Source organism: Bacillus sp. JZ109, from assembly GCF_053903135.1.
Genome location: NZ_CP096388.1, coordinates 2669876 through 2694854, shown reverse-complemented (window position 1 = coordinate 2694854; position 24979 = coordinate 2669876). Strand labels below are relative to the sequence as shown.

Genomic DNA, 24979 nt, shown 5'->3' with positions numbered 1-24979 from the left:
TCTTTAACCCGCGGATACAGGCTGCTAAGAGGTTTTCTCACAACAAAAAGCCTCTTTCCCATGAGAGAAAGAGGCTTTTCTACGTAAAACACTGCCTCTCTCATCTCTCAGACACAATCTGATGGAATTAGCACCGTGCCTTATGAGACATCAGTCTCGGCGCGAAAAGCAGTGCGCCCCATTTCACAATGGTATTACGGTCGGTTGCTGTTGGGGTCAAAAGGCCAATCCCTCGCCCAACTCTCGATAAGAGAAAATGTTATTAATTTTTTGAAAAGTTGAATCATTTGTTGGTAATCTTAACAGTAATTCAAATTCATTGTCAACATAGAATTGAAATATTTATTTACATGATGTGGTGTATATTATATAAGAAAAATAATCTTATAGGGTCAACAAATGTGATTGCTCTGCTTTTTCTGCGAGCTCATCAGGAGCTGTTAAATACAGGAAGCCATTGCCTGCCAGCGTTTTTGCAATATCAAGAGGAAGTGTCCTGCGGATTAGCTGTGCGAAAACCTCAGATTCAGAAAGCTTTCTTTGAAATGATTCTTCTTCATAGCTTTTGATTAAAGCAAGCGCACCGCTGACATGAGGGGCAGCCATTGAAGTGCCGGTCAGCTTACCGTACTTCTTGTTGGGAAGGGTGGATAAGATGTTTTCTCCTGGTGCCACAAGGTCAATCTCTTTATTTGCGTTAGAAAATTCTGATAATTCTCGCGCTACAGAAACAGATCCAACTGCAATCACTTCATTATAAGCTGCGGGGTAGGAAAGCTCTTCTGTGCGTTCGTCGCCGTCACCTTCATTTCCCGCTGCACAAACGACAAGCACTCCGTTTTTCACTGCGTTTTTCACTGCTTCTTTTAGCTCTGGCACATCGCTTGGCCCTCCAAGGGACATTGAGATGATGTCGACTTTCTGTTCCACCGCGTAGTTGATGCCGTTAATTATCCATTCGTATTGTCCGCTGCCGTTCTCGCCGCCAAGAACCTTCACAATCAATAGGCTTGCCTCAGGCGCGACTCCGGCAATGCCTCCGTTTGAATCATTAGCTGCAATTGTTCCGGCGACGTGTGTGCCGTGTCCGTTGTAGTCGGAAATCGCATCTTCCTTGCCGCCGTCGTCATCCGTGAAGTTCTTTCCGCCGATGATTTGATTTTTTAAATCAGGGTGGCTTGTGTCGCAGCCCGTGTCTAATACAGCAACTTTAATATTTTTGCCTTTTACCCCTTTTGCCCACATTTCTGGCGCCTTAATCACTTTAATGCCCTCAGGAAGCTCGTTTACATCCATGATCTGCTCATTCGTCACATACGGGATCAAGCGGATTTCACCATTCATAAAAAAGCCCTCCTTTTTTATGCTTGCAAGTGGATTCAAGGGTGTTGCCTCATATTATATGAAAAAAGCAAGCGCTCGGACAGAGCCATTTGAAGCATTTTGAAAAAATAGGATACACACCAAAGAATTAGTAATCTTCAAAATATTGGATGGCTTCAACATGTATGACTGGGATTCAACTGTAAGTCAAGTTATAATAGTGTTGGGGAAAGGAGCAGTGTCATGAAACTGAATGAAAAATTATATGCATTTTTTTCAGAGCATGTGGAACAAATGGCCGAGGAATGGATTGAAACGATGGAGGAAAGTGATCCGAATTCGCTTTACGCCCTACATAATGCAACAGTAACGGAAGAATTGAAAGAGCAGGACAGAGAGTTTTACCGGCATCTGAATTACATGTATGTTTTACCGGAAAAACAATTTCTCGAAGAGTTTCAAGAGTGGGTCATTGAGCTGACCAACGATCAAAAACATCTCGACACACCGGTTCAGTATGTCATTCGGGAGTTTATGAGAAACAGGAGATTATATACGAAGTATTTTGAGAAGTTCGCAGAAGAAAATGAATCAGCGTTTGAACCGGGAGAGAAGCAAAAATGGGCAGATTTGATTGTAAAAGTATTTGATTTCACCATTTATACATTCGTTGATCACGCTGAAATGAATGCCAAGCAGCAATTAAACGCCCAAAGAGAAATGATATTGGAACTAAGCTCACCTGTCATTACCCTGAGCAAATCAACAGCTCTGCTGCCGCTTGTCGGTGACATTGATACCGAACGGGCGAAGTTTATTCTGGAAAACACGCTTCAAGCTTGTGCGAAAAGACGTGTGGAGCATCTGTTAATCGATCTGTCAGGTGTTGTTGTGGTGGATACGATGGTGGCGCACCAGATCTTTAAATTGATTGAGGCGCTTAATCTGATCGGTGTCCGGTCAACCCTGTCAGGAATCAGGCCTGAAATTGCGCAAACTGCTGTACAGCTGGGGATTGACTTTTCGAATATTACCATTAAAACCAACCTTGCCCAAGCATTAAACTATCATCAATAAAAAAATCCGCTATCTGTGATAGCGGATTTTTTATGATGCGAAACATAAAGATACGAGAAAGGATCCCGCGAATAATAAGAGGACGAGGCAAAAGAACACCCAGTCGCGCCGGTTCACGCTCAATGTCCTGTAGTATGTCCGGTTTCTGCTTCCTGTAAATCCTTTCGATTCCATCGCAAGCGCTGTCCGTTCCGCTTTTCTGATGGCGCTTGCCAATAGCGGTATGGTATATCGTTTTAACGCACTGATTTTATTCATGATGCCGCTCTCCGCCGCTCCTCCTCTGATTTTATGAGCCTGCTGAATCAGCTGGACCTCATCCTTTAACAGCGGAAGAAAGCGAAAGCCTGCAATGACACCGTACGCGAGCTTTGGTGAGAGCCTGCACTGCTGGACAAGGCTCAGCATAAATAAAATCGGATCGGTTGTAAAAACAAACATCATCGATAAGGCGGAAAAGCATAAAATACGAAACCCGAGAGAGATGCCGACAGACAAATTATCGCTGTTAATGGAGATAGGGCCTGCTTGAAACAAAAAATTATCCGGTGTTGTCGGCACCTTTCCAAAAACTGCGGCTGTCCACACGCACCCGAATGCTAAAATCAAAAACGGAACCGTAAACAACAACCATTTTTTCAATGGGATTCCGGCCGCCAGTAAAACGCCCGCAACGATGATGATATAAAAACATGCCGGAGTGTAAGGGTTGTAAATAAACGACAGCATGACGACACAACAAAAAACCGCCGCCGCTTTCACAGTCGGATTAATGAGATGTAACGGCTGCTTCATCACGCACCTCCTCTTGAAATGCCATCCATTCATATAGAAGGGGAAGGGTGAGCTTTGCTTTTTGAACAAGCCCTGTTTCTTGAGAAAACAACTGCGCTGGAGATCCGTCAAAGGCCAGGCCTGTATCGTGAAGCACAAGCACGCTGTCAGCATACGAAGAGACTAGCTCCATATCGTGTGTAATCATAAGGACAGCAGTTCCCTCTGCCTTGATACGTTGAATCATTTCCATGCATTCAGCCGCTGTGCGGGCGTCCTGGCCAAAGGTTGGTTCGTCTAATAATAAAACCTTTACGTCATGCATGAGCATAGTAGCAACGCTCAGTCGCCGTTTTTGCCCTTGGCTGATCGCAAACGGATGATGATCAGCCAAATGCGCAAGACCAAAACGCTGCAGCAGATGTTGCGCTTTTTTCTCAGTTTCAGCATTTGCTTTCTGGCCGAACAGAAGCTCGTCATACACCGTATCGGTGACGAATTGATGCTCGGGGTTTTGAAAAACAAATCCCATCCGTTTACGCAATTCTTTTTCTTTATATTTCTGCAGCGGCTGATCATAGAGAAGGATTTTGCCGCTTTGCGGTTTCATGAGACGAGCCAGAACTGATAGGAGCGTCGATTTTCCAGTTCCGTTCGGACCGACAAGCGCCGTTAAAGAGCCTTCACGCAACGAAAAGCTGATGTCTTTGAAAATCGCCTGCTGTCCTCTCGCGAACGAAAGGCTGCTGACTTCAAGCACACTCTCCCCAGAAGAAGCTTCCTTCTTTTTTGCATGCCCGGCAGGAATAGGCTCTTTGAACAGCATCTCTTTTGATAAAGTAAACGGCATACTCAGCTTTTCCTGCAGATGACAGACCTTTGGAATGGCGATGCCCAATTTCTTTAGTGTCTCCGCTTCATGCTGAAATAGATTTTTTGTCAGGCCATCCAGCGCCTTTTTGCCTGATTTGTCGAGCACGATCGTTCTCTCAATCCAAGGCGCCCATTCATCAAGCTGGTGCTCAATGACGAGGAGGCTGAAACCTTTTTCCCGCTGAAGATCCTTCATCAGATGAACGAACTCCCGCGCTGAGAAAGGGTCTAAAAGAGAGGTCGGCTCATCTAAAATAATAAGCTCAGGCTCCATCGCCAAAATACAGGCGAGAGCCACTTTCTGCTTTTGTCCTCCTGAAAGGGTTGAGATCATTTTTTCTTTTAAATGGATAATGCGTAATTTTTCTAATACGGCGTTGATTTTCTCTGTCATTTCTTCTTTTGGAATTTGCAGATTTTCCAGCCCGAACGCTATTTCGTCCTCCACCGTCAGCATGCAGAACTGCTGATCAGGATCCTGAAAAACGACCCCGGCATGCTGAGCAATCGTTTCGGAGGTTTCAGCATCTGTGACCGGCTTTTGAAATAGAAATACATGTCCGGACTGAATGCCGTCGCAAGCCTCCGGATATAGACCGTTTAAACAAAGGGCGAGCGAGCTTTTGCCGCATCCGCTCGGTCCTAATAATAAAACACATTCTCCTTTTTGAAGCTCAAACGAAATGTCTTGAAAAACCGGTTTCTCGTCTTCTTCATAAGAGAAGCTGAGCTGCTCAACCGTCAGAAGCTCATCAAAGGCTTGCATGTTCTGACGCCCGCTTCCGTTTCTTTTTCAGTTCCTTTCCGAGTGCCATTCCGTTTAACACACCTGTATAAGCGAGAGAGTCGCTGACAGCTTTTCCGAGAAGCCCCGCCAAAAGCGCGCCGGAAATGAGGCGGATCACAAGCATAATGAGCAGATAACCTGGTGAATAGGCTGCATAGCCAGAAACAAAGAGATCATAGATAAAGCTGGCTACTGAAGATCCCATACCGGCCAGCATAAGGACAGGGAGAGAGTATGCTTTCCAGCGTGTTGCAAGAAATACAGCCTCAGCCCCGAGTCCTTGAACAATGCCAATGACGATGACCATCGGGCCAGACGGATTTCCCAGCAGGCACTCAACGAGAGCGGCAATGATTTCAGAAACGAGCGCCGCACCCGGTTTTCGAATCATGTACGCGGCGATCACAGAAACGATAAACCAAATGCCGTAAATCGGTTCATAGGCGATTGGCCCAAACATACCTGCAAGCACGTTTCCGAAATGTGTAAATAATAAATAAACAACGGCAAATACGATACTGATAACGGACATGATGACAATTTCTTTAACTTTCCAGCTTTTCATTTTATCCCTGCTTTCTGTTTTTTCTTGATGGACTGTTAGCCGAAAGATTCACAGTCATGGTGATATGGTTTGTTTGCTGCTCGGCCATGCGGAAAACGGATTCCAATGTGCTGAATACGTCATGCGCATCCCCGTCAAGCTCGCTCGCGTAATGGACACCCTGTACGAAAGTGCCTTGGGCTTTTGCAATGTCGACAGCCTTCATAATCAATCCCATATAATCCGGCTCGTTCATTGGATAAAGGGCAAATTGGCACGGCGCTTCCGCCTTCAAGCCTCGGACAGCATCTTCATTGACACGCTTATCGCCTTTGGAAAGATATGTATCCCCCTGTGTGTCACCCGGGCATCCAATGGAAAACGTGCCGTTCATGACGATGTGTTTTTCGCTGTTTGCTGCATGAAGGTAAATGGCTTTTGCAGCATCGAATACATGATCAATCGATCCGCGTAACACCGTGCTGATATGGTCGGTTTTCGTCCAAACCTTGGATGTATCTGTTTTTTTCAGCGCAGACTTGATCACACTGATAAAATCATCCGTCATCGGATATAAAGAGAAGCGAAAACCGGCGATTTTGCTTGTACCGCAAATATGCTCCATTTCTCCGACCTCCTGTTTTTTTGGTAAAATAAAAAACTGCATATCCTAAGGGAATATGCAGTCATAGATCGATTAAGCGCACAAAAAAATACACCATTCGGTCAACCTGCACTTCCCCACGCTGGTATTATCCAGATCGGGTCATAAGGGATCAAAGCGCGTTTCTTTCGCGCTTTATCTCAGCCAAAACAGCACCCCTAGTGCTTTCCGTATACAATTTTTTATTTTGACATCATAATAGATGATAAGAATCATTTTGTAAACAACGAAATCATTTTTTTCATATAGGGACAGGAGAGGATGATCAAATTTGGAAAAAGGAAACATATTAATTGTGGAAGATGAAGAAAAAATCGCCAGGGTTCTTCAGCTTGAATTGGAATATGAAGGATACAGCGTCACCATCAAACACAATGGCACAGAAGGTCTTGATGCGGCAGCGGAAGGCGGGTATTCCTTGGTGCTTCTTGATGTTATGCTTCCGGGGCTTAGCGGACTGGAAGTGCTGCGCCGCTTGAGAAAAACGGATTCGCAGACACCGGTCATATTATTAACGGCGCGAGACAGTATTCCTGATAAGGTAACAGGTCTGGACATCGGTGCAAATGACTATGTCACCAAGCCGTTTGAAATCGAGGAATTGCTTGCGAGAATCAGGGCGGCGCTGCGACAAAATGGAACAAAAACTGAAGATATCGGCACCTTTCTTACATATGACGATTTGCGGGTGAACGAAAAAACCCGTGAAGTGAGACGCGGAGACAAAGAGGTGGAATTAACGCCGCGGGAATTTGATCTGCTCGTCTATATGCTAAAGCATCCGCAGCAAGTGCTGACACGGGAGCAAATTCTAAGCTCAGTATGGGGATTTGATTATATCGGTGATACAAATGTCGTGGACGTCTACATAAGATACATCAGAAAAAAACTGGACTATCCTTACGAAAAACAGCTGATCCATACGATTCGCGGGGTCGGCTATGCCATTAAGGGGTAAACGATGAAGCTGAAGACCAAGATTCATCTATACACTTCGATATCACTGTTGATTTTATTAATTTTGGTTCATACCGCAGTCTATCTCATTTTTTCGTCTGCGCTGACATCAAAGGATGCGGCCCGGCTTGCTGATGAGACGGATAACATTGCCGAAGCGCTGCGTGCCGCTGAAACAGAAGGAGTGGCTTTGCAGGATATGCTGCAGGCCTATCTTCCGGCAAATGGCATGGTGCGTGTAGTGAATGGTGATCAAAAAGCCGTTATGACGATCACAAAAGAAAAAGCCTATAAAGATTTTCCTCTCTCTTTTCATAGCGGCGAAACGGCAGATGTGAGGAAACATGACGGCAAGCTGTTTGCCGAGGCTGCTGTTCCGGTGATTTGGACCGATGGACAAGTCGTGTCTCTTCAGCTGGTTGAAAGATTGGAGAACACAGAAGAGAGTCTGTTTCTGCTGAAAATCATCTTAATCGCTGCAAGTGCTGCTGTCTGCATTGCTTCTTTTTTTGCAGGCAGCTTGCTAGCCCGCCGAATCATCAATCCGATCAGACGATTAATGATCACAATGAAAGACATACAGCGAGACAAAGAATTTAAAACGATTTCTTTAGAAGGACAGTCCAACGATGAATTGTATCAAATGGGGCTGACATTTAATGAAATGGCAATGATGCTGAAGGAGCACTATGATAAACAGCAGCAATTTGTTCAAGATGCTTCACACGAATTGAAAACCCCGCTCACTATTATAGAAAGCTACAGCAGCCTGATGAAGCGGTGGGGTGCAAAAAAGCCGGAGGTGCTTGAGGAGTCGATAGAAGCCATTCACTCAGAAGCGGTGCATATGAAAAAACTGACCAATCAGCTTTTGGCGCTGGCCAAAAGCCATCAAGGACTCGAGGTTGATCTGAAAACAATCGATCTGATTAAAGCGGCGCGCGCGGTTATGCAAACGCTCCAGTCCGTTTATCAGCGTGACATATTGCTTGAAACAGATAAAGAGAGCCTGCTTGTAAAGGCAGATGAAGAACGCATCAAGCAGCTGTTGACCATTTTGCTTGATAATGCAATAAAGTATAGTGAAAAGCCTATTGAGATGTCAGCCGGAACGAGGAATGGACGGCCATTTCTATCAGTGAGGGATGAAGGCATCGGAATACCTGAGGAGCATATCCCGCATTTGTTCGAACGGTTCTACCGGGCAGATGAGGCACGAAACAGAAAAACAGGCGGAACAGGTTTAGGCCTTTCCATTGCCAAGCAAATCGCTGATGAACATGGCATTGAGCTGTCTGTCAAAAGCAAGCCGGGACAAGGAACAGCTGTCACCATGCAATTCAGCGAACAGAATGGGGGAGGCCGATGACTAAAACAATAAAAACAGTATCTTTTGCTGCAGCAGCCATTTTAGTTGTCATCATCTGTACGTTTCTCATCATTCGGCAAACCCATGAGAACGTATTGTCAAAGGAGGCTGTCGTAAAAAAAGTCGAAGCCTCTTATGAAGGCAAGGTCACGAAAGCAACACAATCAAAGGATAAAAAAACATATGATATAACCCTTGAAAATCCAAAGGGAACTTACTTTGTAAAAGCAGACGCAATATCGGCTGACATTCTTTCAATGAATAGAGTAAAAGCAGTGAATCCATCTGCCATGACAGAAAAAGAAGCCGAGCATCTCGCGCTTGAGCGGGTGCCGGGAACGGTCAAAAAACAAACACGGCAAAGTCAAGTTGCCACTTATACCATACAAAAAGAAGACGGGAAAACATACGAAGTGAAGGTAGACATGCAGGCAAAAACAGTCTTGTCTGCCGATCAAATCAGCAGCAAAAATCAACAAAAAACGCCGATTACGAAAAAAGAAGCCAAAACAATTGCAGAGCGAAAAACGGGCGGAACAGCGGATGACGCAGATCTCGAAGAAAGTGAGGGCACTCTCATCTTTGAAGTAGACGTTGATCTTCCTGATAATAAGGAAGCGACAGTGAAAATCAATGCCTACACAGGAAAGGTAGCTAACATTGTGTATGAAGACTGACGGTTTCTCATCAAATTCTCATCTTGCTCTCGTTTTCCTTTCATGTTGAGTGTGTAAACTGTACTCATACAAAACAAAGGAGGACTCACAAATGCTCAAGAAAAAATGGATGGTCGGTCTTTTAGCAGGATGCCTAGCGGCCGGAGGATTCAGCTACAACGCGTTTGCCAAAGAAAACAATGAAAACAGACAGGCTTCTTCTAAGACGGATGCACTCACTGAACAAGATGCAGAAGCAATTGCTAAAACAGTTGTTGACGGCACAGTAGAAGACATTGACAGAGACCTTTACAACGGCAAAGAAGTCTATGAAGTGGAGATTGAAAAAGAAGGTGAAGACTACGACGTTTATGTAGATATTCATACAAAACAAGCGCTTAATGACCCGCTAAAGGAGAAAGCAGAACAAGTCGCCATAACCAAAGAAGAAGCTGAAGAAATTGCTTTAAAGCAAACAGGCGGAACCGTAACAGAAAGTAAGCTTGACGAAGATGACGGTGCTTACATCTATGAAATGGAAATCCAAACGAAACAAGGAACTGAGACAGAATTTGAAATTTCCGCAAAAGATGGACGCATTATCAAACAGGAGATAGATGACTAATCAAAACCCCCGCTGCAGCGGGGGTTTTTCATGATAAGAAACCTTCTTTTGGACAATCTAAGTAGAAAAGGAGGCGAAACGCATGGAAAAGAAAGAGGAGCAATACATCAATCAGGCTGAATATGTCCCTCATCCGACGAAGGAAGGAGAGTATGCCTTATTTCTTCATGAAACGTATCATTTGCTTTCTGAAGATGACGAGACACAAACAACAGAATAAGGGCTTAGGCCCTTGTTTTGTTCCGTAATTGTGATGTAAGCGTATTTATTACTTTTTTGAGTTGACACAGCTTGTTTTTTTCTGTAATCTCAGTGTGTCAATTCAATTAGGAACTTCGTTAGGTGAGGCTCCTGTATGGAGATACGCTGCTGCCCAAAAATGTCCAAAGACGCCAATGGGTCAACAGAAATCATCGACATAAGGTGATTTTTAATGCAGCTGGATGCTTGTCCTATGCCATACAGTGCTAAAGCTCTACGATTGAAGGCGCCCGCACGCTTTTTTTTGCCGTGCTTCTTTCACCTTCAATCCCGAAGGCTTTTTTTATGCCTTTAAAACGAAACCAATCAAAGGAGGTGCGGAGTATGGATTCTCCCCATTCGAGTCAATCTGAAGAAGTACCCATATACTATGACAGCAAGACAATTGATTACACGATGAGGAGACGAACTGCCGCACCTTCTGGCGAGGCCGGCACGTCTCCGTAGAGGAGGTACGAGTCCCGATGGTTCAAAACATGACCTATGACGAACTCATTTTACGCATCATTATTTTACTGCGAGACGGGAAAATCAGGGATTTCAGAAGTGTTATTGATGAGCTTCAGCCCTATGACATGGCATTTATTTTTAAAGAAATGCCGGAAAAACACCGCGCCCGCTATTTATCTTATTTAACTGTAGACGATATCACTGATATGATCGGGGAGCTGGAACGCGAATTTCAGCTTGTCGTCTTAAATAAAGTCGGAAAAACAAAAGCAACACTGGCGATGAACAAAATGGACAACGATGACCTCGCTCAATTGCTTGAAGAAATGGACGAAGAACTGAAGGAACAGCTTTTGTCCAGCATGGAAGCGTCAGAGTCAAAAGCTGTACAGCTCTTAATGAATTACCCGGCTGATTCAGCGGGACGCATGATGACAAACCGGTATGTGTGGATTCCTCAGCATTACACGGTAAAAGACGCGGTCGTCAAACTGAAAAGCTTCGCTGAAATAGCTGAATCGATCAACTACTTATATGTTATTAATGAAAGCAAACAGCTGGTTGGGGTTCTTTCCTACCGCGATTTGATTCTGGGTGAACCTGAAGAAAAGGTGCAGGATTTAATGTTTACCCGCGTCATATCAGCAGATGCTCTTCAGGACCAGGAAGAAGTTGCCCGCCTGATAGAACGTTACGATTTTTTGGCAATACCGGTTGTAGAAGAAAACAACGTGCTTGTCGGCATTGTGACGGTCGATGATATTATCGACGTCGTTATTCGGGAAGCTGATGAGGATTACGAAAAATTTGCAGCTTCCGGTAAAGACATCACCTTTGACACAAAAGCTTACGTGGCGGCATACCGGCGCCTGCCATGGCTGATTTTACTCTTGTTTATCGGACTGATTTCAGGAAGCATTATCAGCTATTTTGAAGACGCGCTGAAGCAGGTTGTCGCGCTTGCGTTTTTCATGCCGATGGTGTCAGGGATGACAGGAAATACGGGAACACAATCTCTCGCGGTTGTCATCAGAGGTTTGTCTAAAGAAGAAATGAACAAAAAAACGATTGTGCGCCTGATCTTCCGGGAGTTCAGAACAAGTATTTTTATCGGAGCGGTTTGTTCTGTGCTGATTGCGATTGTCTCCATCATATGGCAGGGGAATGCGCTTTTGGGATTTGTTGTCGCCTCTTCACTGTTCTTAACCTTAATCATCGGCACGATGTCAGGAACGATTATCCCTATTATTTTGCACAAACTGAAAGTAGACCCGGCGATTGCTTCTGGACCGCTGATTACAACGTTAAACGATATTTTATCTTTATTAATCTACTTTGGCATTGCCACTGCATTCATTCACTCATTATAAACGTAAAAAGTCCGTCTCAACTGCGAGCCGGACTTTTATTATTTAACGGTTTTTGTACCGAAAGTGAGCATTAAGCTGCCCCTCCAGCATTTTTTTCCGCACTTGCGGATCGTTTTTTAACATCTGTTCTTTTTTGCGCATATCCTTTAAAATCTCTGCCGTCTGTACGCCGTCTTCACGCTTATTGGCGATATCCATCAGCCGCTCCACATCGGCAAAAGAGTATTTTCTTGTCCCCCTTGAAGAACGCTGCGGGTAAATGAGCTTTCGTTCCTCATAATACCTGATCTGTCTTACGGACAATCCTGTCAATTCACTCACAATTCCGATTGAAATCACTTTTTTGTCTTTATAAGAATGATCTTCTGTGGTCATTTTTCCACCCCTGGATGTCTTTTGATAATAGTATATAAAAAACAAAGAGAAAAAACCTGACGCTTGTCATATTTTCTAACATCAAATAGAAGATTTTTGAAAAAATACGGAAGAAAAATTAACAAGAATAATGCGTAACACCCAAGCGCGTTTTATCCTTTATGTAACGAATCAAACGAGGAGGAAGGATAATCATGGAGGAAGAAAAAGCGGTCTCACTGGCAAAAGAAATTATAGAGTTGGATATCAAGCGTGATGAAATGCTGGAGACGTTTATGCAGCTTGCCGGAGAACAGGCTTTTCAATTATTAAGATCGGTTCAAAACGGACAATACCGAAAATCTTCGTAAACATAAATTCTTTACATTAGATTCATACCACGTTCATTTAAAAAGAGTATCTTTTGTATAGGATACCTCAAAATGAAGGAGGACGCTATGAGTAATTTATTGAAATCCGCTTTAGAAAAAGAACGACGCCATTATTCTGAAAAACTCTATCAGATTGGGGTTTATAATAAAGAGGTCATGAACAAAATGACGATTTCTGAGCTTCGGAAAGAATACGCTTATTTCTTTCGAAGCATTACAAATCATAAAAATTATCCTTATACAAGATAATGTATAAGGATTTTTTTGCTTTTAGAAGGAATTTCTCGAATTATAGCGAATACGTATAGTAAGGGACTGAACTCTTATTATATGTAAGGGTTTTCATTATTTTTTTATAAAAATCCTATATACGAGGTAGATATGATGAGATTATCGTTTAACGAAGAAGAAGTTGAGCGTGCGATGAATTTGTACAGAGTTTTTGCAAGGGCTTTCAAAAGTGTGTCCGAACATAGTATCCGTGATAGCAAAGAGCACGGTTTTAATCCCACTGAATTTGCTGTACTGGAGCTCCTGTACACAAGAGGCCCGCAAAAATTACAGCAAATTGGGTCGAGACTTCTGCTTGTAAGCGGAAACGTCACATATGTTATTGACAAACTAGAAAGAAACGGGTTTTTAGTAAGGGAGCAAGACCCGAAAGATAAACGCTCTGTTTACGCACATTTAACTGACAAGGGAAATGAGTATTTGGATAAAATTTATCCGATTCATGCACTGCGTATTGCGAGAGCGTTTTCAGGTCTTTCGCCTGATGAACAGGACCAGCTGATCGTCCTGCTCAAGAAAGCAGGCATACACAGCCAGCATTTGCTGTTTCGTTAACTATTCTACACTCTCTATTTCAGGAGAGTGTTTTTTGTTTCCATATGATTCTTTTTAAAACATCTTCAATCTTCCTATCAGACATTTCGCCAAGGTATCCATTGACGTGCTTTTTATACTCCTTCATTTGTTCGTTCGATTGAAAAAATACCGCGATATACTCTTCTGCTTTCTGCATGTCCCAGTTTCTCATATCTGTGACGAGCTTCCTTTCATGTAAAAGGTTTAAATTCATTTCCTCCTGTCCCGGGAGTGCATGATAAATAAATACCGGAAGCCGTTTCTGTAAGCATTCACTGATGGTCACGCCTCCGGGTTTAGTCATGATGCCTGTCGCCTGTTCGTACAAACGGTTCATCTCTGCTTTGCTGTGAAGGTAAGGAATCGCCTCAATCAAGGGGTGGTGTAAACTTTTGACATAGGAGTAGAGCTTTTCGTTTCTGCCGCATAATATTTTGTATAAGATCTTTCCGCCTGGGGACAGTTCCTGCACCCATTTTAAAATCCCACCGACCCCCATACTGCCCCCTGTGATGATGATGGTATATGGCGGGTGGTGCTGCAAGGTATCTGCTGATTCCATTTCAAAATTTCGGTGAACTGGAATACCGGTCAAGTATATGTTGTTCTGATCGATCCCCTCTGATATTAGCTGCTTCTTTACTTCCGTGCTCGGAACAAAATGGTAATCAATGTTCTTCCGTCCCCATAATTGATTCACGAAAAAATCAGTGTATACATTCACAACCGTCAGATTCGGATATTCAGGCTTTAATCGGTTCAGCAGATAAGAAGGCAGCGCATGTGTGCAGAAGGCGATATCAGGCTGTTTTTCTTGGAGGATGTGCCTCATTTCCTGTGTGAACAGCCATTCGTACATGAAATAGCGTTTGTCATGCTGAAATTCTCCGCAGGCGAGGAGCCTGTAAATGCCGCTGTACGTTTTCGGGAAATATTGAATCCATTTTAAATAAGCCACGGAGGACAATTTTTCTAAACGGCTATACGCATGTGAAAAGATATCAATCTTTTCAGCTGCCAGCCCTTGAGACTCTAATTCAGCCTGCAATGCATCAGCCACATGATGATGGCCGGTGGAAATGCTTAAAAAAGGAAAAATGAGAATGTTTTTCATGACGGTCCTCCTAAAAAATATGGCAACTATATTTTGAGGAGAACGTTCACAAAATATAAGGGTGTTTTTGATCATAAGGAAGGTGAAAAGATGAAAACTTGTTTCCTTTCCATATGGAGAGTGGTTGACCCGATTTATTTCTTTTTTTCAAGGCTGACCTTGGTTGACAAAGATCGTAAAAGCGTCTTTCGAGTCAGGCTGACGAAGTACAAAGGACATCATGTCGTGCTTAGCGACGGAACGCATATAAGAAAAAATGATGTGCTCGTTAAAATCCACCTGCATAACATAAAGCTGATCAGGGAGCTTCAAAGCATTGAGAGCGCAGTCAGAAAGGGAATCATTATTTATCAGAAAGTATATCAATCGATGCCGCTTCTTCTTGACTATATTAACAATCATAAAAAAAGCGAGAAAATCAAAGGAATCATTGGGATTACAATGCTTGACAAAGGTGTGGAAAGGCTCGGCTTTGATGTGATCACCCCGGTGAATCCTTTTTACAGATGTTTCAAAAAAGTGTCCCATGTGCCGATTTTATATTTGACTTCAAGGCCTGTGAGCTTGCGGCATTTACCGAATTCATCCTATTTGTTTATCTCAAAAGAAAAGCTGCAGAAAACCTATCAAAAAAAAGACTGATGCCTCGGTCAGCACAGTCTTTTTTGATTAAATCTGATGAAATGTCACTTCAGGACGGCTTCCGACACGGATATTTACGCCGGTTTGTCCCAAGCCCTCGCTGATATAAAATGGTTTATCGTGATGATAATGAAGACCTTTAATCATGTTCATTCGCACGAGCTTTCCCATTTTCACCAAATGATACGGTTTTGGCCAGTGAATTTGCCCGCCGTGAAAATGCCCTGACAGCAGGTAATCATAATGAACATCTTTCATATCCAGAATAATATTTGGGTCATGTGTTAAGACAAGATGATAGCCATTTTCCAGACTTTGATAAGAGCCGTTGATATTACTCCGATTCGTACTGTAATCATCAATGCCAATAATATTGACTGGCCCTGCAGCCGTCTCGATTCGAACATGTTCATTTTGCAGCGTGATACAGCCGTTTTCCTCTAAAACTCGCTTCAATCTCCGAAAGTCCTCTTCTTTCAATACATAATCGTGGTTACCGAACACCGCGTACATTCCATATGCAGGCTTTAGCTTTTGCAAGGCGTTCAAGTAACCTGCCAGCTTCGGAATATTACGTTTCCGATCAAGAAAATCCCCGGTAAGAGCAATGATGTCCACAGGCTGATCTTTTGTTAAATGATACAGCTCCTCAGGTGAGACAGAAATGTTTTCCAAGTGAAGATCTGATAAATGAAGGATATTTAATTTTTTTCTGGCTGGAAGGCCGTCTTTTTGGTCGATTGAAATGGTGTTGACTTTCACATCTTTTGTATTGCGGTTCGCTTTATATAGAAATGGCACAAATACGAGTATGGCCAATGAAAGTAAGATTGTAAACAAAATATATCCCCTCCCTTCTATCAGTATAGTAAGTGATCAAGCCCTATGGATAGCGGGAATTAATGGGTAGAGACAGGTTGAAAAACGGATTGTCATATGATGAATGATTTGGAAGGGAAAAGGGATAATAAATTTTGACACATGAGGCAGAACATGCCGACGGAGTCAGAATAACAAATGGATGTGTAAGCAATGTTACGATTGATGAGACAACAAAAAAAAGAAACATATTATCTCTGGATCGCATTATTTCTTCTTTTATTGTATGTATCCCCGCTTTTTATTTTAAAGGAAGATGCCCATATCCGGGTCCACGATAATTTAGATTCCAACATCGCTTGGTACAAGGTTCTGGCCGATAGCGGAGAAATCGTCGGCAAGGTTGACGCTGCCATTCCGCAAATCATTAACGGGCTGCCCCGTGATGCCTTTGGCACCGAGTGGAGCGGAATTGTTTGGCTCCATGCTTTCTTTTCTTCCATGACCGCCTATGCAATAAGCCAGACGGTTACAAGAGTTGTCGCTTTTTTTGGAATGTATGTGCTGCTGAAGAAACATATAATCCCGGAACCAAAAGCGGCTTTCATCCGAATTGGCGTATCGCTTGCATTTGCCTTAACACCGTTCTGGCCTTCGGGAATGCTGAGTACGCTTGGGTACCCTTTGGCACTGTGGGCTTTTTTAAATATCCGAAAAGGGGATATCTCATGGAGAGAGTGGCTGACGCTGGGCTTGCTCCCTCTATACTCAAGCTTTGTTCTAGGCTTCTTCTTTTTCCTGGCAGGGATGGCGTGTTTTTGGCTGTATGATGCCATTACAAAAAGAAGATGGAATTTGATGTTCTTAGGCAGTATTGCATTTATGACGAGTATCTATCTTTTCGTTGAATATCGGCTTGTCTATTCGATGCTGTTTGAACACGCACCGATGCATCGTATCGAATTTATCTCATCCAGGCATGACGTTTGGCATTCTCTTCGGCTATCCGTAAAAAACTTTGTCTATGGCCATAATCATGTGATGACCGTTCATACCGTTGTCATCCTTCCGATCCTGCTGGTCGTATTTGCTGCTCTGCTGTTCAAACGAAATCGGACAAAGCCAGAAAATGTTTATCTGTTTTTATGTGTGCTTAATTACGGATTGTCATTATGGTATGCGTTTTGGTTCAACAAAATTTGGGCTGTTCCAAAGCAGAAATTTGCCTTTTTAGCAGAATTTAATTTTGCCCGTTTTCATTTTCTTCGGCCGCTTGTTATATACGTGAGCTTTGCGCTTGCTTTATATCTCATTTGGCGGATGGGGAAAGGATGGAAATGGCTTGTGTACGCCGCAGTCGCTGCACAGCTGATGGTGTTGGCGCCTTTTAATGAAGAATATACGTATGGCGTTCATTACAACGCGCCGACATTCAAGGAGTTTTATGCATCGGAGCAATTCAAAGAGATTAAGGAATATATCGGACGTCCGCAGGATTCGTACAGGGTGGCGAGCATCGGACTGCATCCGTCTATCGCCCAATATAACGGGTTTTATACGTTAGATACGTATAACAATCTGTATCCGCTTTCATATAAATATGAATTTAGGAAAATCATCGAAAAAGAGCTGGAAAAAAATTCTCGGCTGAAACAATACTTTGATGAATGGGGCAGCCGCTGCTACCTTTTTGTCGATGAACTCGGTAAACGATATGATTTCAAAAAGAACTCGAAGAAAACGATCAACAACCTTCAATTAAATACAGATGTATTTAAAAAAATGGGCGGACGGTACATTTTTTCTTCAGTTCCGATCATGAATGCTGAACAAAACCATCTCGCGCTCGTAAAGACGTTTGACCATAAAGATTCCGCCTGGCGCATTTATTTATATGAAACAAGATAAGGAGGATATCGATTGAAACAGTCACAGCCAGTATTAACCATCGTCGTCCCGTGTTTCAATGAAGAGGAAGTGTTTCAAGAAACAAGCCGTCAGCTGACAGAGGTTGTAGATGATTTAATTGAAGAAAAATTAATTGCTGAAGACAGTAAAATTCTGTTTGTCGATGATGGCAGCAAAGACCGCACTTGGGCTTTAATTGCTATGGAGAGCATAAGAAACAAGAAGGTTACCGGCTTAAAATTAGCCTGCAATGTCGGCCACCAAAAAGCGCTTTTAGCCGGACTGCATAAAGCGAAGAATAGGTCAGACTGCGTCATTTCGATCGATGCTGATCTTCAGGACGACATCTCTGTGATCCGGGATTTTATGCTGAAATATCATGAGGGCTGCGAGATCGTTTACGGTGTACGCCGGAGCAGAAAAACCGATACCTTTTTCAAGCGCACGACAGCGTTAGGGTTTTATCGTCTCATGAATAAGCTTGGGATTAAATTAATTTATAATCATGCTGATTTTCGTTTAATGAATAAAAGGTCCCTTGAAGAGCTTGAGCGTTATCCGGAAGCGAATCTGTTTTTAAGAGGTATTGTCCCCATGATCGGCTTTAAATCGGCCGAAGTTTTGTATGACCGCAAGGAACGCTTTGCCGGCAAAACGAAATATCCGCTGAAAAAGATGCTATCCTTCGCTTTTAACGGGATTACTTCATTCAGTGTCGCACCAATTCGATTCTTTACGCTTTTAGGGTTTGTTTTGTTTTTCCTCAGCGCTGTGGCAGGGATTGGCGCGTTTATTCAAAAGCTGCTCGGCCATACGAATGCAGGCTGGGCGTCTCTCATCATATCCATTTGGTTTTTGGGCGGGCTGCAATTGATGGGAATTGGCATCATCGGAGAGTATATTGGAACGATTTTTTCTGAAGTGAAAAGACGACCGAAATACGCGATCGATATTGATTTGTATAATGAGCAGCTGAGCCCGCTTCAGCGCCAGGAAAAAGAGCGGTTAGAAAAAAAGTACAGTTAAACACGGAAAGAGCTGACTTCACTAGTCAGCTCTTTTTCTTCAACTGATGCAATATGGCGCTAAGCGGTTCGTCTTGCGGGTTGCGGTAAAAATCAAAAAATGGGCAGCCCTGCTTTTTAATTCGATCGATGACCGTATCAATTGTAAACAGAGCGGGTGTTAAAGATGATTGCACCTCATGCCAGTAGAGCGGGGCTGCAACAGTCCCAAGCTCATTTCCTCTCGTCGAATAGGGACAGATAATCGTTTTTCCTTCTGCATGCTGCAAATAATCAAGATACAATTTGCCGTGTCTGTTTTTAATCAAGCGTTCAGTGGTAAATAGCTCGGGAAATGCATTGGTGCAGTACTCTGCGATCAGCTGCGTAAATTGGCGTGTTTCTTCATACGTAAATGCCTCGGGAGACAAGGGAATATAAAGCTGGATGCCTTTGTTGCCGGACAGCTTCGGGTACGATGTGATGCCAAAGGAATCCAACAGCCGCTTCAGTTCATTTGCGGCCTGCACGGCCATAAGAAAGTCATCTCGCGAAGGCGGGTCTAAATCAATGACAATCTCAGCCGGACGCCTGCTTTTAATGGTTTGAAAAGGAACGTGAAACTCCAAAGCAAGCTGGTTGCAAAGCCATAGCAATGTAGACATATCCTCACAGACAATATGTTCATGGCTTCCATCATAGAAAGATTGAACAAAATCCGGCGCATAGTCCGGCTTGTTTTTTTGGAAAAATGATTCGCTCCTAGATCCATGCGGATAGCGGATGACGGTGACAGCCCGGTTTTTCAGAAATGGGAGCAGATAGTCACTGACTTCAATCATATACTGAATAAAATCTTCTTTTGTTTTTTTATTCTTTTCAAATATGATTTTATCCAGGCTTGTGAACTGGAGCTTTGGGTGAACCGGTTTGGAGTGTCGTATGACTTGCGCATATGTGCATTCGGTCCAGTCCATTTGGAATTCGAAACCGATAAACGATACCTCTCTTAATGTGCCTTGGAGAATTGTTAAGTATTGAACAGCTGCACAAATCGAAGGTTCAAGCGTAAATTCGCCTGAGGGTGTTTGATGTCCGTGCTGTTCCATAATCTCGCGTATAGCGCTTTTTTCCTCATCGCGCATTCCGTGCGAGACAGAGGCAATCGGTGTCATTATTCCGTTTTTTAACACAGATACCGTCAGAAACCCGTTGTTAGGGTTGAACCCTGTTATGCAAACATAAGCTTGTTTAAAGTTTTTATATTTGAGCCAATCGGACGACCGCTTCTTTTCAAGCCATTTGCTGTTTGTTTTCTTCGCTACAATTCCTTCTCCGTCATAGTTTATTACCATCTCCCAGAGTTGATCAAAATGATCATAACAGGGAATGGATTGAATGGTTTCTTTTGCGTAAGGATCTGGAGATGCAGGAAGCTTTGCTGCGGATATGAGTTTACGCAGAGATTTTTTGCGGTCCAAATACGAAAGAAGCGTTACATCTTCTCCGCTTCGCTCTAACAAATCAAAGGCGAGAAAGCAGCACGGCCGGGCGTTTGCCGATTCCTGAATCTTGTCTGGCCTTTTCAAACGCCCCCGCACTTGAAGGTGTTCAAAATCTGCACGACAAGGATTCACCAAACATACGATTTCACCATCAAGTGTCAGCGGAAGCTCTTTTTCCATGTGCTGAAAGGCAGTTTTGGCGAATTGTGTGATTTCAGGGAAGGTGCTGCTGAGCTCCACACCATTTCTGCTGGTTAAGGTCACACCTGAAGAATGGATGCGGAGAATACAGCGGTACCCATCATATTTTACTTCGTAACGCCATTCTGCTCCGATTGGCGGTGACGAAGTTAAGACCGGCTGCATGGTAAACGCCATGGGCTATGACGTGCCGGAGGCTTTTTTTCTAGTTGTTTTTTGTTTTTTATCTCCGGCTCCTTTCGGTTCAGCGGCTTGTGCAGGTGCGGCAGCCGGTGTCTCCCTGTTCGGCCTTCTGGTTCTGTCAATGCTGGCTTGCAGAGCGCTTACCAGGTCAATGACATCTTCACGAGGTGGCGCTTTATCAGGAGTGACGGCCGTTTCTTTATTTTCTAGCTTGTCGTTGACTCTTTGCAGCAGCGCCTGTCGGTACGTGTCTTCATATTTCTCAGGTTCAAACTCAGCAGTCAGTTCATCTATTAATGTGATAGCAGTTTGCAGTTCCTTATCGTTTACATTCGATTGATCAGGTACACCTGGGACATGAGCGGCGCTTCTGACCTCATCGGGATAATGGATAGACTCCATGACGATACAATTTTCATAAACGCGGAGAATCGCCAGCTGCTGCTTTGACCTGATTGTCATATTGGCGATACCGATCTTTCCGGTTGAGCGCAGCGCCTCACGCAGCAGGGTATAGGCCTTCGTCCCATTATCCCCGGGGCCGACAAAGTAGGAGCGGTTAAAGTAAATCGGATCAATTTCCTGAAGCTGAACAAAGTCAACAATTTCAACCGCTTTCTCCTCATGCTCCTGTTTTAAGCTTTTTAAATCTTCGTCCGTCAGCACTACATATTTCCCTTTTACATATTCATATCCCTTCACAATTTCATCAGGACTAAGAGTTTTTTCGCAATTTGTGCAAACTTTCTCGTATTTGATTGGTGCGTGATCCTCTTTATGGAGGCTGCGCAGTTTAATATCTTTATCTTCTGTGGCCGCATATAGCTTGATGGGGATGTTTACTAATCCGAAGCTGATCGATCCCTTCCACATTGTATGCATATCGATAAACCCCTTTTTTTCTTTAGTGTGAAGAGAAGGAGTACGATTCATGTGTAGTAACTTATGGGTGAAAAAAAGCCGGCGCTGTTATTGCGACGGCTGTTCAATAATGAATTGTTCGAATTGTTCCGGAGGTATTGGCCTGCTGAAAAAGAAGCCCTGCAAATGGTCACAGCCTTTTTCATATAGAAGCTGCTTTTGAGCTGCATTTTCCACACCTTCGGCAATCACCTGCAAAGACAGCTGATGCCCCATGGCAATAATAGCTCCGGTAATTTGCTCTGATTTAGGATGGGTCTGAATATCGTCAATAAATGATTTGTCAATCTTCAGCCTGTGAATCGGGAAGTCCTTCAAATAGCTAAGGGAGCTGTGACCAGTACCGAAATCGTCAATACTGATTCTGATTCCTAATTCTGTAAGGGATGACAAAACCTTTTTGGAGTGATCGAGATTGTCCATTGTCATGCTTTCCGTCACCTCCACTTCAAGAAGCTGCGGAGGAAGCTGGTATTTATTAAGCGTATCCTTGATGAGGGGAATCAGATCTTCGGATTGGAACTGTCTGGCGGAAATATTAATGGCGACAGAAAGATCATAGCCTTTGTCGTGCCAAATCCTTGCCTGCTTGCATGCTTCATCTATAATCCACTTTCCGATATCAATAATAAGTCCCGTTTCTTCTGCGACACCGATGAATTCTCCGGGCGGACGCAGTTGCCCGTCTGGTGTCACAAGGCGTATCAGTGCTTCTGCTCCTGTCATTTTTTGTTTTTTTACACTGAATTGCGGCTGATAATGCAAGACAAATCTATCGTTTTCGATTGCTTCTCTGAGTACCATCTCTTGGTTAAGCTTGACGGTTTCTTTGTTGCCAATTGAAAAAGAATAGTATCTGTATTTGCTTTTGTTTCGTTCTTTAGCCGCATACATCGCCATATCAGCCTTTTTCATCAATTCAAGGCCATCAGTCCCGTCTTTTGGAGATATCGCAATCCCGATACTGACAGATGTGACAAGGGTGTGATCTTGAATCTTGAAAGGTTTTTTGAATTTTTGGATAATTTTTCTTGCTAAAACATCTGCTTCGCCTGTTCCTGTATTGGCGTCTGTTAATATAATAATAAATTCATCACCGCCAAGACGGGCGATAAATCCGTTATCAGGGACTACAGATGACAAACGTTTAGCCGCAAACTGAAGCAGTTGATCGCCGACATTATGCCCTAATGCATCGTTAATCACTTTAAACCGGTTTAAGTCGAGAAAGAAAACAACGGTGTTATAATGCAAGGTATGCTCGCGATTCAGTACCTTTGTTAGATGAGAGATGGCATGCCTTCTGTTAGGTAAGTCTGTAAGCGAATCATAATGAGCCATTCTATGGATTTCTTTTTCTGCTTTGTACTGCTTCGTCATGTCTTTGCAAATGACATAAATGCTGTCCAGTTCTTGATTGACCTCAACAGGTATGAGCGTAATATTTAAGTGAAACTGGCCTTTTTCAGTGATAAGTTCGCTATCGCTGTTCATCGCTTGTTTATCTTTTTTAACTTGCTCAAAAAGGCGCTTAATCTTCTGTGATGTGTAATTCCTCCAGTCATGCATGCTGAAGCCAAATTTGCTGATCATTTCCTCACCAGCGTGATTGGAAGATATTATGTCTCCTTCTAATGATAAAATAAAGATTGCATCAATATTGTGGACGATTAAAGACTGAAATCGCTGTTCGTTATCCTTTATACGTTCGCTCTGTTTAATAAACTTTCGATCTGCATGGGAACTGAATAACAATAACGTTTGGATACAAAAAATAATTAAAGTAACAAAAATTGACCAATGAAACGTTTGCACCTCCATATGGCTTCCGGGCGGAGCCGTGTCCTTATGGAAAGTTGCCGCAAGCATCCCTGTGTAGTGCATGCCCGAAATCCCAATACCCATTACAATTGAACTGACGACTTTATAGAATATAAGATGCTCAGAATGTTTTTTTACGGCCAAGTCAAAGAATATTTTTAACGAGACGAAAGAGGCTGCAATCGCAATGATAATTGAAGCTGTAAATAAAATCGGTTCGTAAATAATCATTACCCGGGAAATGGCAGACATTCCGATATAGTGCATAGAAGCAATAGATGCACCAAGCACAACTGATCCGGTAAGCAGTCTGTAATATGTAAGTATGTGCCGGCTGACAAAATATAATGACACAAATGATCCCGAAACAGATGCGCCAATGGCTGCCATTAAAGGCATGAATTCATATTCCATCGGCATTTCCATATGGACGGCCATCATCCCTACAAAATGCATTGACCAAATACCGAATCCCATAATAAGTGAGCCGCCGATCAGCCAAATTTTACTTTTTAAGCCTGTATTGATGGTGACTTTCCTTGAAAGTTCAAGGGAAATATACGAGGCGGTACAGGCGATAAGAAAAGATAAACATATGAGCGTCGTATTATATGTAACGTGTATTTCCAAATGGAGATTCCCCCCGTATCGTGTGTTCCAGTCTTGTTGACTCTCTTTATTATCGGCTGCTTAACCGCAGAGTTTCAGCCTTCAAAACGATAGAAATACGAGGGAGATCTATTTTTAGTTCAACTGACCGTGAAAAATGTGTTAAAATCATCTTGACGTTTACCGAAAAAACAAAAATGTATGATACATAAACATGAAACAAGGGAGTTGGTGGCTATCGAAGAGCTGGTTATGTCATGGATAGAAGCATTTAAAAGCTTATCTTATTTTGGAATATTTCTAGCGCTCAGTATTGAGTTTATCCCGGCCGAAGTCGTCTTGCCGCTTGCGGGCTATTGGGTATCTAAAGGCGATATGACACTTGCCGGCGTTGTTTTGGCAGGATCGCTTGGGGGAGTGGCCGGTCCGCTTACGCTGTATTGGATAGGCCGGTACGGAGGAAGGCCGTTTCTTGAACGTTTTGGGAAGTATCTCTTTATTAAACCTGAAGCGCTTGATAAGTCAGATGAATTTTTCAAAAAACATGGAGGCTTTGTCGCCTTCAGCGGCCGTTTCTTGCCTGGCATCAGGACATTGATTTCCATACCGTGCGGAATTGCAAAAATGAATGTTTGGGTGTTTTCGCTTTATACATTCATTGCTATGCTTCCGATTACATTTGTATATGTTTATCTCGGTGTGAAGCTCGGTGAAAATTGGAAGGAAGTCGGCTCTATTCTTGATCAATATATGCTTCCGATCGGGATAGCCATTTTGGCGCTTTTCCTGCTCTACTTACTGATGAAAAAGAGGAAGAAACGCACGCACTCCGAACAATTATCTGTATTTTTGAAAAATAAACGTTGACAAATCATTGCGCTGCGCATATCATTGACGTATAAAATCATA

25 protein-coding genes, 1 pseudogene and 3 riboswitches are annotated in these 24979 nt (G+C 43.1%); of the genes and pseudogenes, 15 read left to right on the top strand and 11 right to left on the bottom strand.

From position 1 onward, the window contains the following. Window positions 1–97: 97 nt before the first annotated feature. Window positions 98–253, bottom strand: a riboswitch (SAM riboswitch). Window positions 254–384: 131 nt separating this feature from the next. Further along, window positions 385–1344 (bottom strand): serine protease Isp, encoded by a 960-nt coding sequence (gene isp / locus M1D94_RS14140; RefSeq protein ID WP_003232562.1) that lies wholly within the window; start codon window positions 1342–1344, stop codon window positions 385–387. A gap of 222 nt (window positions 1345–1566) precedes the next feature. Between isp and rsbRB the strand changes: the two genes are divergently transcribed. Continuing rightward, window positions 1567–2400 carry an RsbT co-antagonist RsbRB gene (gene rsbRB / locus M1D94_RS14135; protein ID WP_003232560.1) on the top strand — a complete coding sequence of 278 codons (834 nt, stop codon included), beginning with the start codon at window positions 1567–1569 and terminating at the stop codon, window positions 2398–2400. A gap of 30 nt (window positions 2401–2430) precedes the next feature. On the opposite strand, the gene thiX is transcribed toward rsbRB, so the two are convergent. The 4 genes from thiX to thiU are packed head-to-tail and all read right to left on the bottom strand — an operon-like array spanning window position 2431 to window position 6003. After that, the gene (gene thiX, locus M1D94_RS14130; protein WP_424935196.1) at window positions 2431–3195 is read right to left on the bottom strand and encodes an HMP/thiamine ABC transporter permease ThiX; all 765 of its coding nucleotides are present in this window, start codon (window positions 3193–3195) and stop codon (window positions 2431–2433) included. Further along, window positions 3170–4813 (bottom strand): ABC transporter ATP-binding protein, encoded by a 1644-nt coding sequence (locus M1D94_RS14125; protein WP_326352740.1) that lies wholly within the window; start codon window positions 4811–4813, stop codon window positions 3170–3172. The genes thiX and M1D94_RS14125 overlap by 26 nt, the downstream gene beginning before the upstream one ends. Further along, entirely contained in the window at window positions 4800–5399 is a 600-nt protein-coding gene (locus M1D94_RS14120; RefSeq protein WP_003232554.1) for an ECF transporter S component, read from the bottom strand. The genes M1D94_RS14125 and M1D94_RS14120 overlap by 14 nt, the downstream gene beginning before the upstream one ends. A 1-nt stretch (window position 5400) precedes the next feature. Then, window positions 5401–6003 carry an HMP/thiamine ABC transporter substrate-binding protein ThiU gene (thiU, locus tag M1D94_RS14115; RefSeq protein WP_411225724.1) on the bottom strand — a complete coding sequence of 201 codons (603 nt, stop codon included), beginning with the start codon at window positions 6001–6003 and terminating at the stop codon, window positions 5401–5403. 96 nt (window positions 6004–6099) lie between these two features. Then, window positions 6100–6212: riboswitch (TPP riboswitch) on the bottom strand. A gap of 101 nt (window positions 6213–6313) precedes the next feature. Between thiU and ykoG the strand changes: the two genes are divergently transcribed. From ykoG to mgtE, 7 genes are all read left to right on the top strand, one after another. After that, entirely contained in the window at window positions 6314–7000 is a 687-nt protein-coding gene (gene ykoG, locus M1D94_RS14110; RefSeq protein WP_041850911.1) for a two-component system response regulator YkoG, read from the top strand. Between the two features lie 3 nt (window positions 7001–7003). Further along, a complete protein-coding gene (gene ykoH / locus M1D94_RS14105; RefSeq protein WP_072174121.1) occupies window positions 7004–8368 on the top strand; it encodes a two-component system sensor histidine kinase YkoH in 1365 nt (454 codons plus the stop codon). Continuing rightward, the gene (locus tag M1D94_RS14100) at window positions 8365–9045 is read left to right on the top strand and encodes a PepSY domain-containing protein (protein WP_282627347.1); all 681 of its coding nucleotides are present in this window, start codon (window positions 8365–8367) and stop codon (window positions 9043–9045) included. Before ykoH ends, M1D94_RS14100 begins: the two co-directional genes overlap by 4 nt. A gap of 91 nt (window positions 9046–9136) precedes the next feature. Then, on the top strand, window positions 9137–9649 hold the full coding sequence (locus M1D94_RS14095; protein ID WP_282627348.1) for a PepSY domain-containing protein: 513 nt from the start codon (window positions 9137–9139) through the stop codon (window positions 9647–9649). An 82-nt stretch (window positions 9650–9731) separates the two neighbouring features. Then, window positions 9732–9869 (top strand): transcriptional regulator SplA domain-containing protein, encoded by a 138-nt coding sequence (locus M1D94_RS14090; protein WP_003218541.1) that lies wholly within the window; start codon window positions 9732–9734, stop codon window positions 9867–9869. A 107-nt stretch (window positions 9870–9976) separates the two neighbouring features. Next, window positions 9977–10142, top strand: a riboswitch (M-box (ykoK) riboswitch). Window positions 10143–10234: 92 nt separating this feature from the next. Then, on the top strand, window positions 10235–10357 hold the full coding sequence (locus M1D94_RS14085; protein ID WP_009967087.1) for a hypothetical protein: 123 nt from the start codon (window positions 10235–10237) through the stop codon (window positions 10355–10357). 17 nt (window positions 10358–10374) lie between these two features. Next, a complete protein-coding gene (gene mgtE / locus M1D94_RS14080) occupies window positions 10375–11730 on the top strand; it encodes a magnesium transporter (RefSeq protein WP_003232543.1) in 1356 nt (451 codons plus the stop codon). Window positions 11731–11772: 42 nt separating this feature from the next. Here mgtE and tnrA read toward each other — a convergent pair whose 3' ends face one another. Beyond that, window positions 11773–12105: a MerR family transcriptional regulator TnrA gene (gene tnrA / locus M1D94_RS14075; protein WP_003232541.1), complete on the bottom strand. Its 333-nt coding sequence runs from the start codon at window positions 12103–12105 to the stop codon at window positions 11773–11775. A gap of 194 nt (window positions 12106–12299) precedes the next feature. Here tnrA and M1D94_RS14070 point away from each other — a divergent pair, with 194 nt between their 5' ends. From M1D94_RS14070 to M1D94_RS14060, 3 genes are all read left to right on the top strand, one after another. Further along, complete coding sequence (locus tag M1D94_RS14070; protein WP_003232538.1) at window positions 12300–12455, top strand: hypothetical protein; 156 nt, start codon at window positions 12300–12302, stop codon at window positions 12453–12455. An 87-nt stretch (window positions 12456–12542) separates the two neighbouring features. Further along, a complete protein-coding gene (ykoL, locus tag M1D94_RS14065; RefSeq protein WP_003245766.1) occupies window positions 12543–12725 on the top strand; it encodes a stress response protein YkoL in 183 nt (60 codons plus the stop codon). A 132-nt stretch (window positions 12726–12857) separates the two neighbouring features. Beyond that, the gene (locus tag M1D94_RS14060) at window positions 12858–13322 is read left to right on the top strand and encodes a MarR family winged helix-turn-helix transcriptional regulator (protein WP_003232536.1); all 465 of its coding nucleotides are present in this window, start codon (window positions 12858–12860) and stop codon (window positions 13320–13322) included. Between the two features lie 14 nt (window positions 13323–13336). On the opposite strand, the pseudogene M1D94_RS14055 reads toward M1D94_RS14060, so the two are convergent. Then, window positions 13337–14457 (bottom strand): annotated as a pseudogene (locus M1D94_RS14055) (MGDG synthase family glycosyltransferase). A 90-nt stretch (window positions 14458–14547) separates the two neighbouring features. Between M1D94_RS14055 and M1D94_RS14050 the strand changes: the two are divergent. Continuing rightward, the gene (locus tag M1D94_RS14050) at window positions 14548–15099 is read left to right on the top strand and encodes a YkoP family protein (protein ID WP_282627350.1); all 552 of its coding nucleotides are present in this window, start codon (window positions 14548–14550) and stop codon (window positions 15097–15099) included. Window positions 15100–15126: 27 nt separating this feature from the next. On the opposite strand, the gene M1D94_RS14045 is transcribed toward M1D94_RS14050, so the two are convergent. Further along, entirely contained in the window at window positions 15127–15939 is an 813-nt protein-coding gene (locus M1D94_RS14045; RefSeq protein ID WP_015483151.1) for a metallophosphoesterase, read from the bottom strand. A gap of 192 nt (window positions 15940–16131) precedes the next feature. Here M1D94_RS14045 and M1D94_RS14040 point away from each other — a divergent pair, with 192 nt between their 5' ends. After that, a complete protein-coding gene (locus M1D94_RS14040) occupies window positions 16132–17826 on the top strand; it encodes a DUF6044 family protein (protein ID WP_014479610.1) in 1695 nt (564 codons plus the stop codon). A gap of 12 nt (window positions 17827–17838) precedes the next feature. After that, the gene (locus M1D94_RS14035) at window positions 17839–18852 is read left to right on the top strand and encodes a glycosyltransferase family 2 protein (protein ID WP_015252230.1); all 1014 of its coding nucleotides are present in this window, start codon (window positions 17839–17841) and stop codon (window positions 18850–18852) included. A 25-nt stretch (window positions 18853–18877) separates the two neighbouring features. Here M1D94_RS14035 and M1D94_RS14030 read toward each other — a convergent pair whose 3' ends face one another. From M1D94_RS14030 to M1D94_RS14020, 3 genes are all read right to left on the bottom strand, one after another. Continuing rightward, window positions 18878–20713 (bottom strand): DNA ligase D, encoded by a 1836-nt coding sequence (locus M1D94_RS14030; protein ID WP_424926188.1) that lies wholly within the window; start codon window positions 20711–20713, stop codon window positions 18878–18880. Between the two features lie 3 nt (window positions 20714–20716). Then, window positions 20717–21601, bottom strand: coding sequence for a non-homologous end joining protein Ku (gene ku / locus M1D94_RS14025; RefSeq protein WP_024572505.1), 885 nt, complete (start codon window positions 21599–21601; stop codon window positions 20717–20719). Window positions 21602–21688: 87 nt separating this feature from the next. Further along, on the bottom strand, window positions 21689–24091 hold the full coding sequence (locus M1D94_RS14020) for an EAL domain-containing protein (RefSeq protein WP_041850903.1): 2403 nt from the start codon (window positions 24089–24091) through the stop codon (window positions 21689–21691). A 180-nt stretch (window positions 24092–24271) separates the two neighbouring features. Between M1D94_RS14020 and M1D94_RS14015 the strand changes: the two genes are divergently transcribed. Further along, on the top strand, window positions 24272–24937 hold the full coding sequence (locus M1D94_RS14015) for a DedA family protein (protein WP_026113618.1): 666 nt from the start codon (window positions 24272–24274) through the stop codon (window positions 24935–24937). The last annotated feature ends 42 nt before the right edge of the window (window positions 24938–24979 follow it).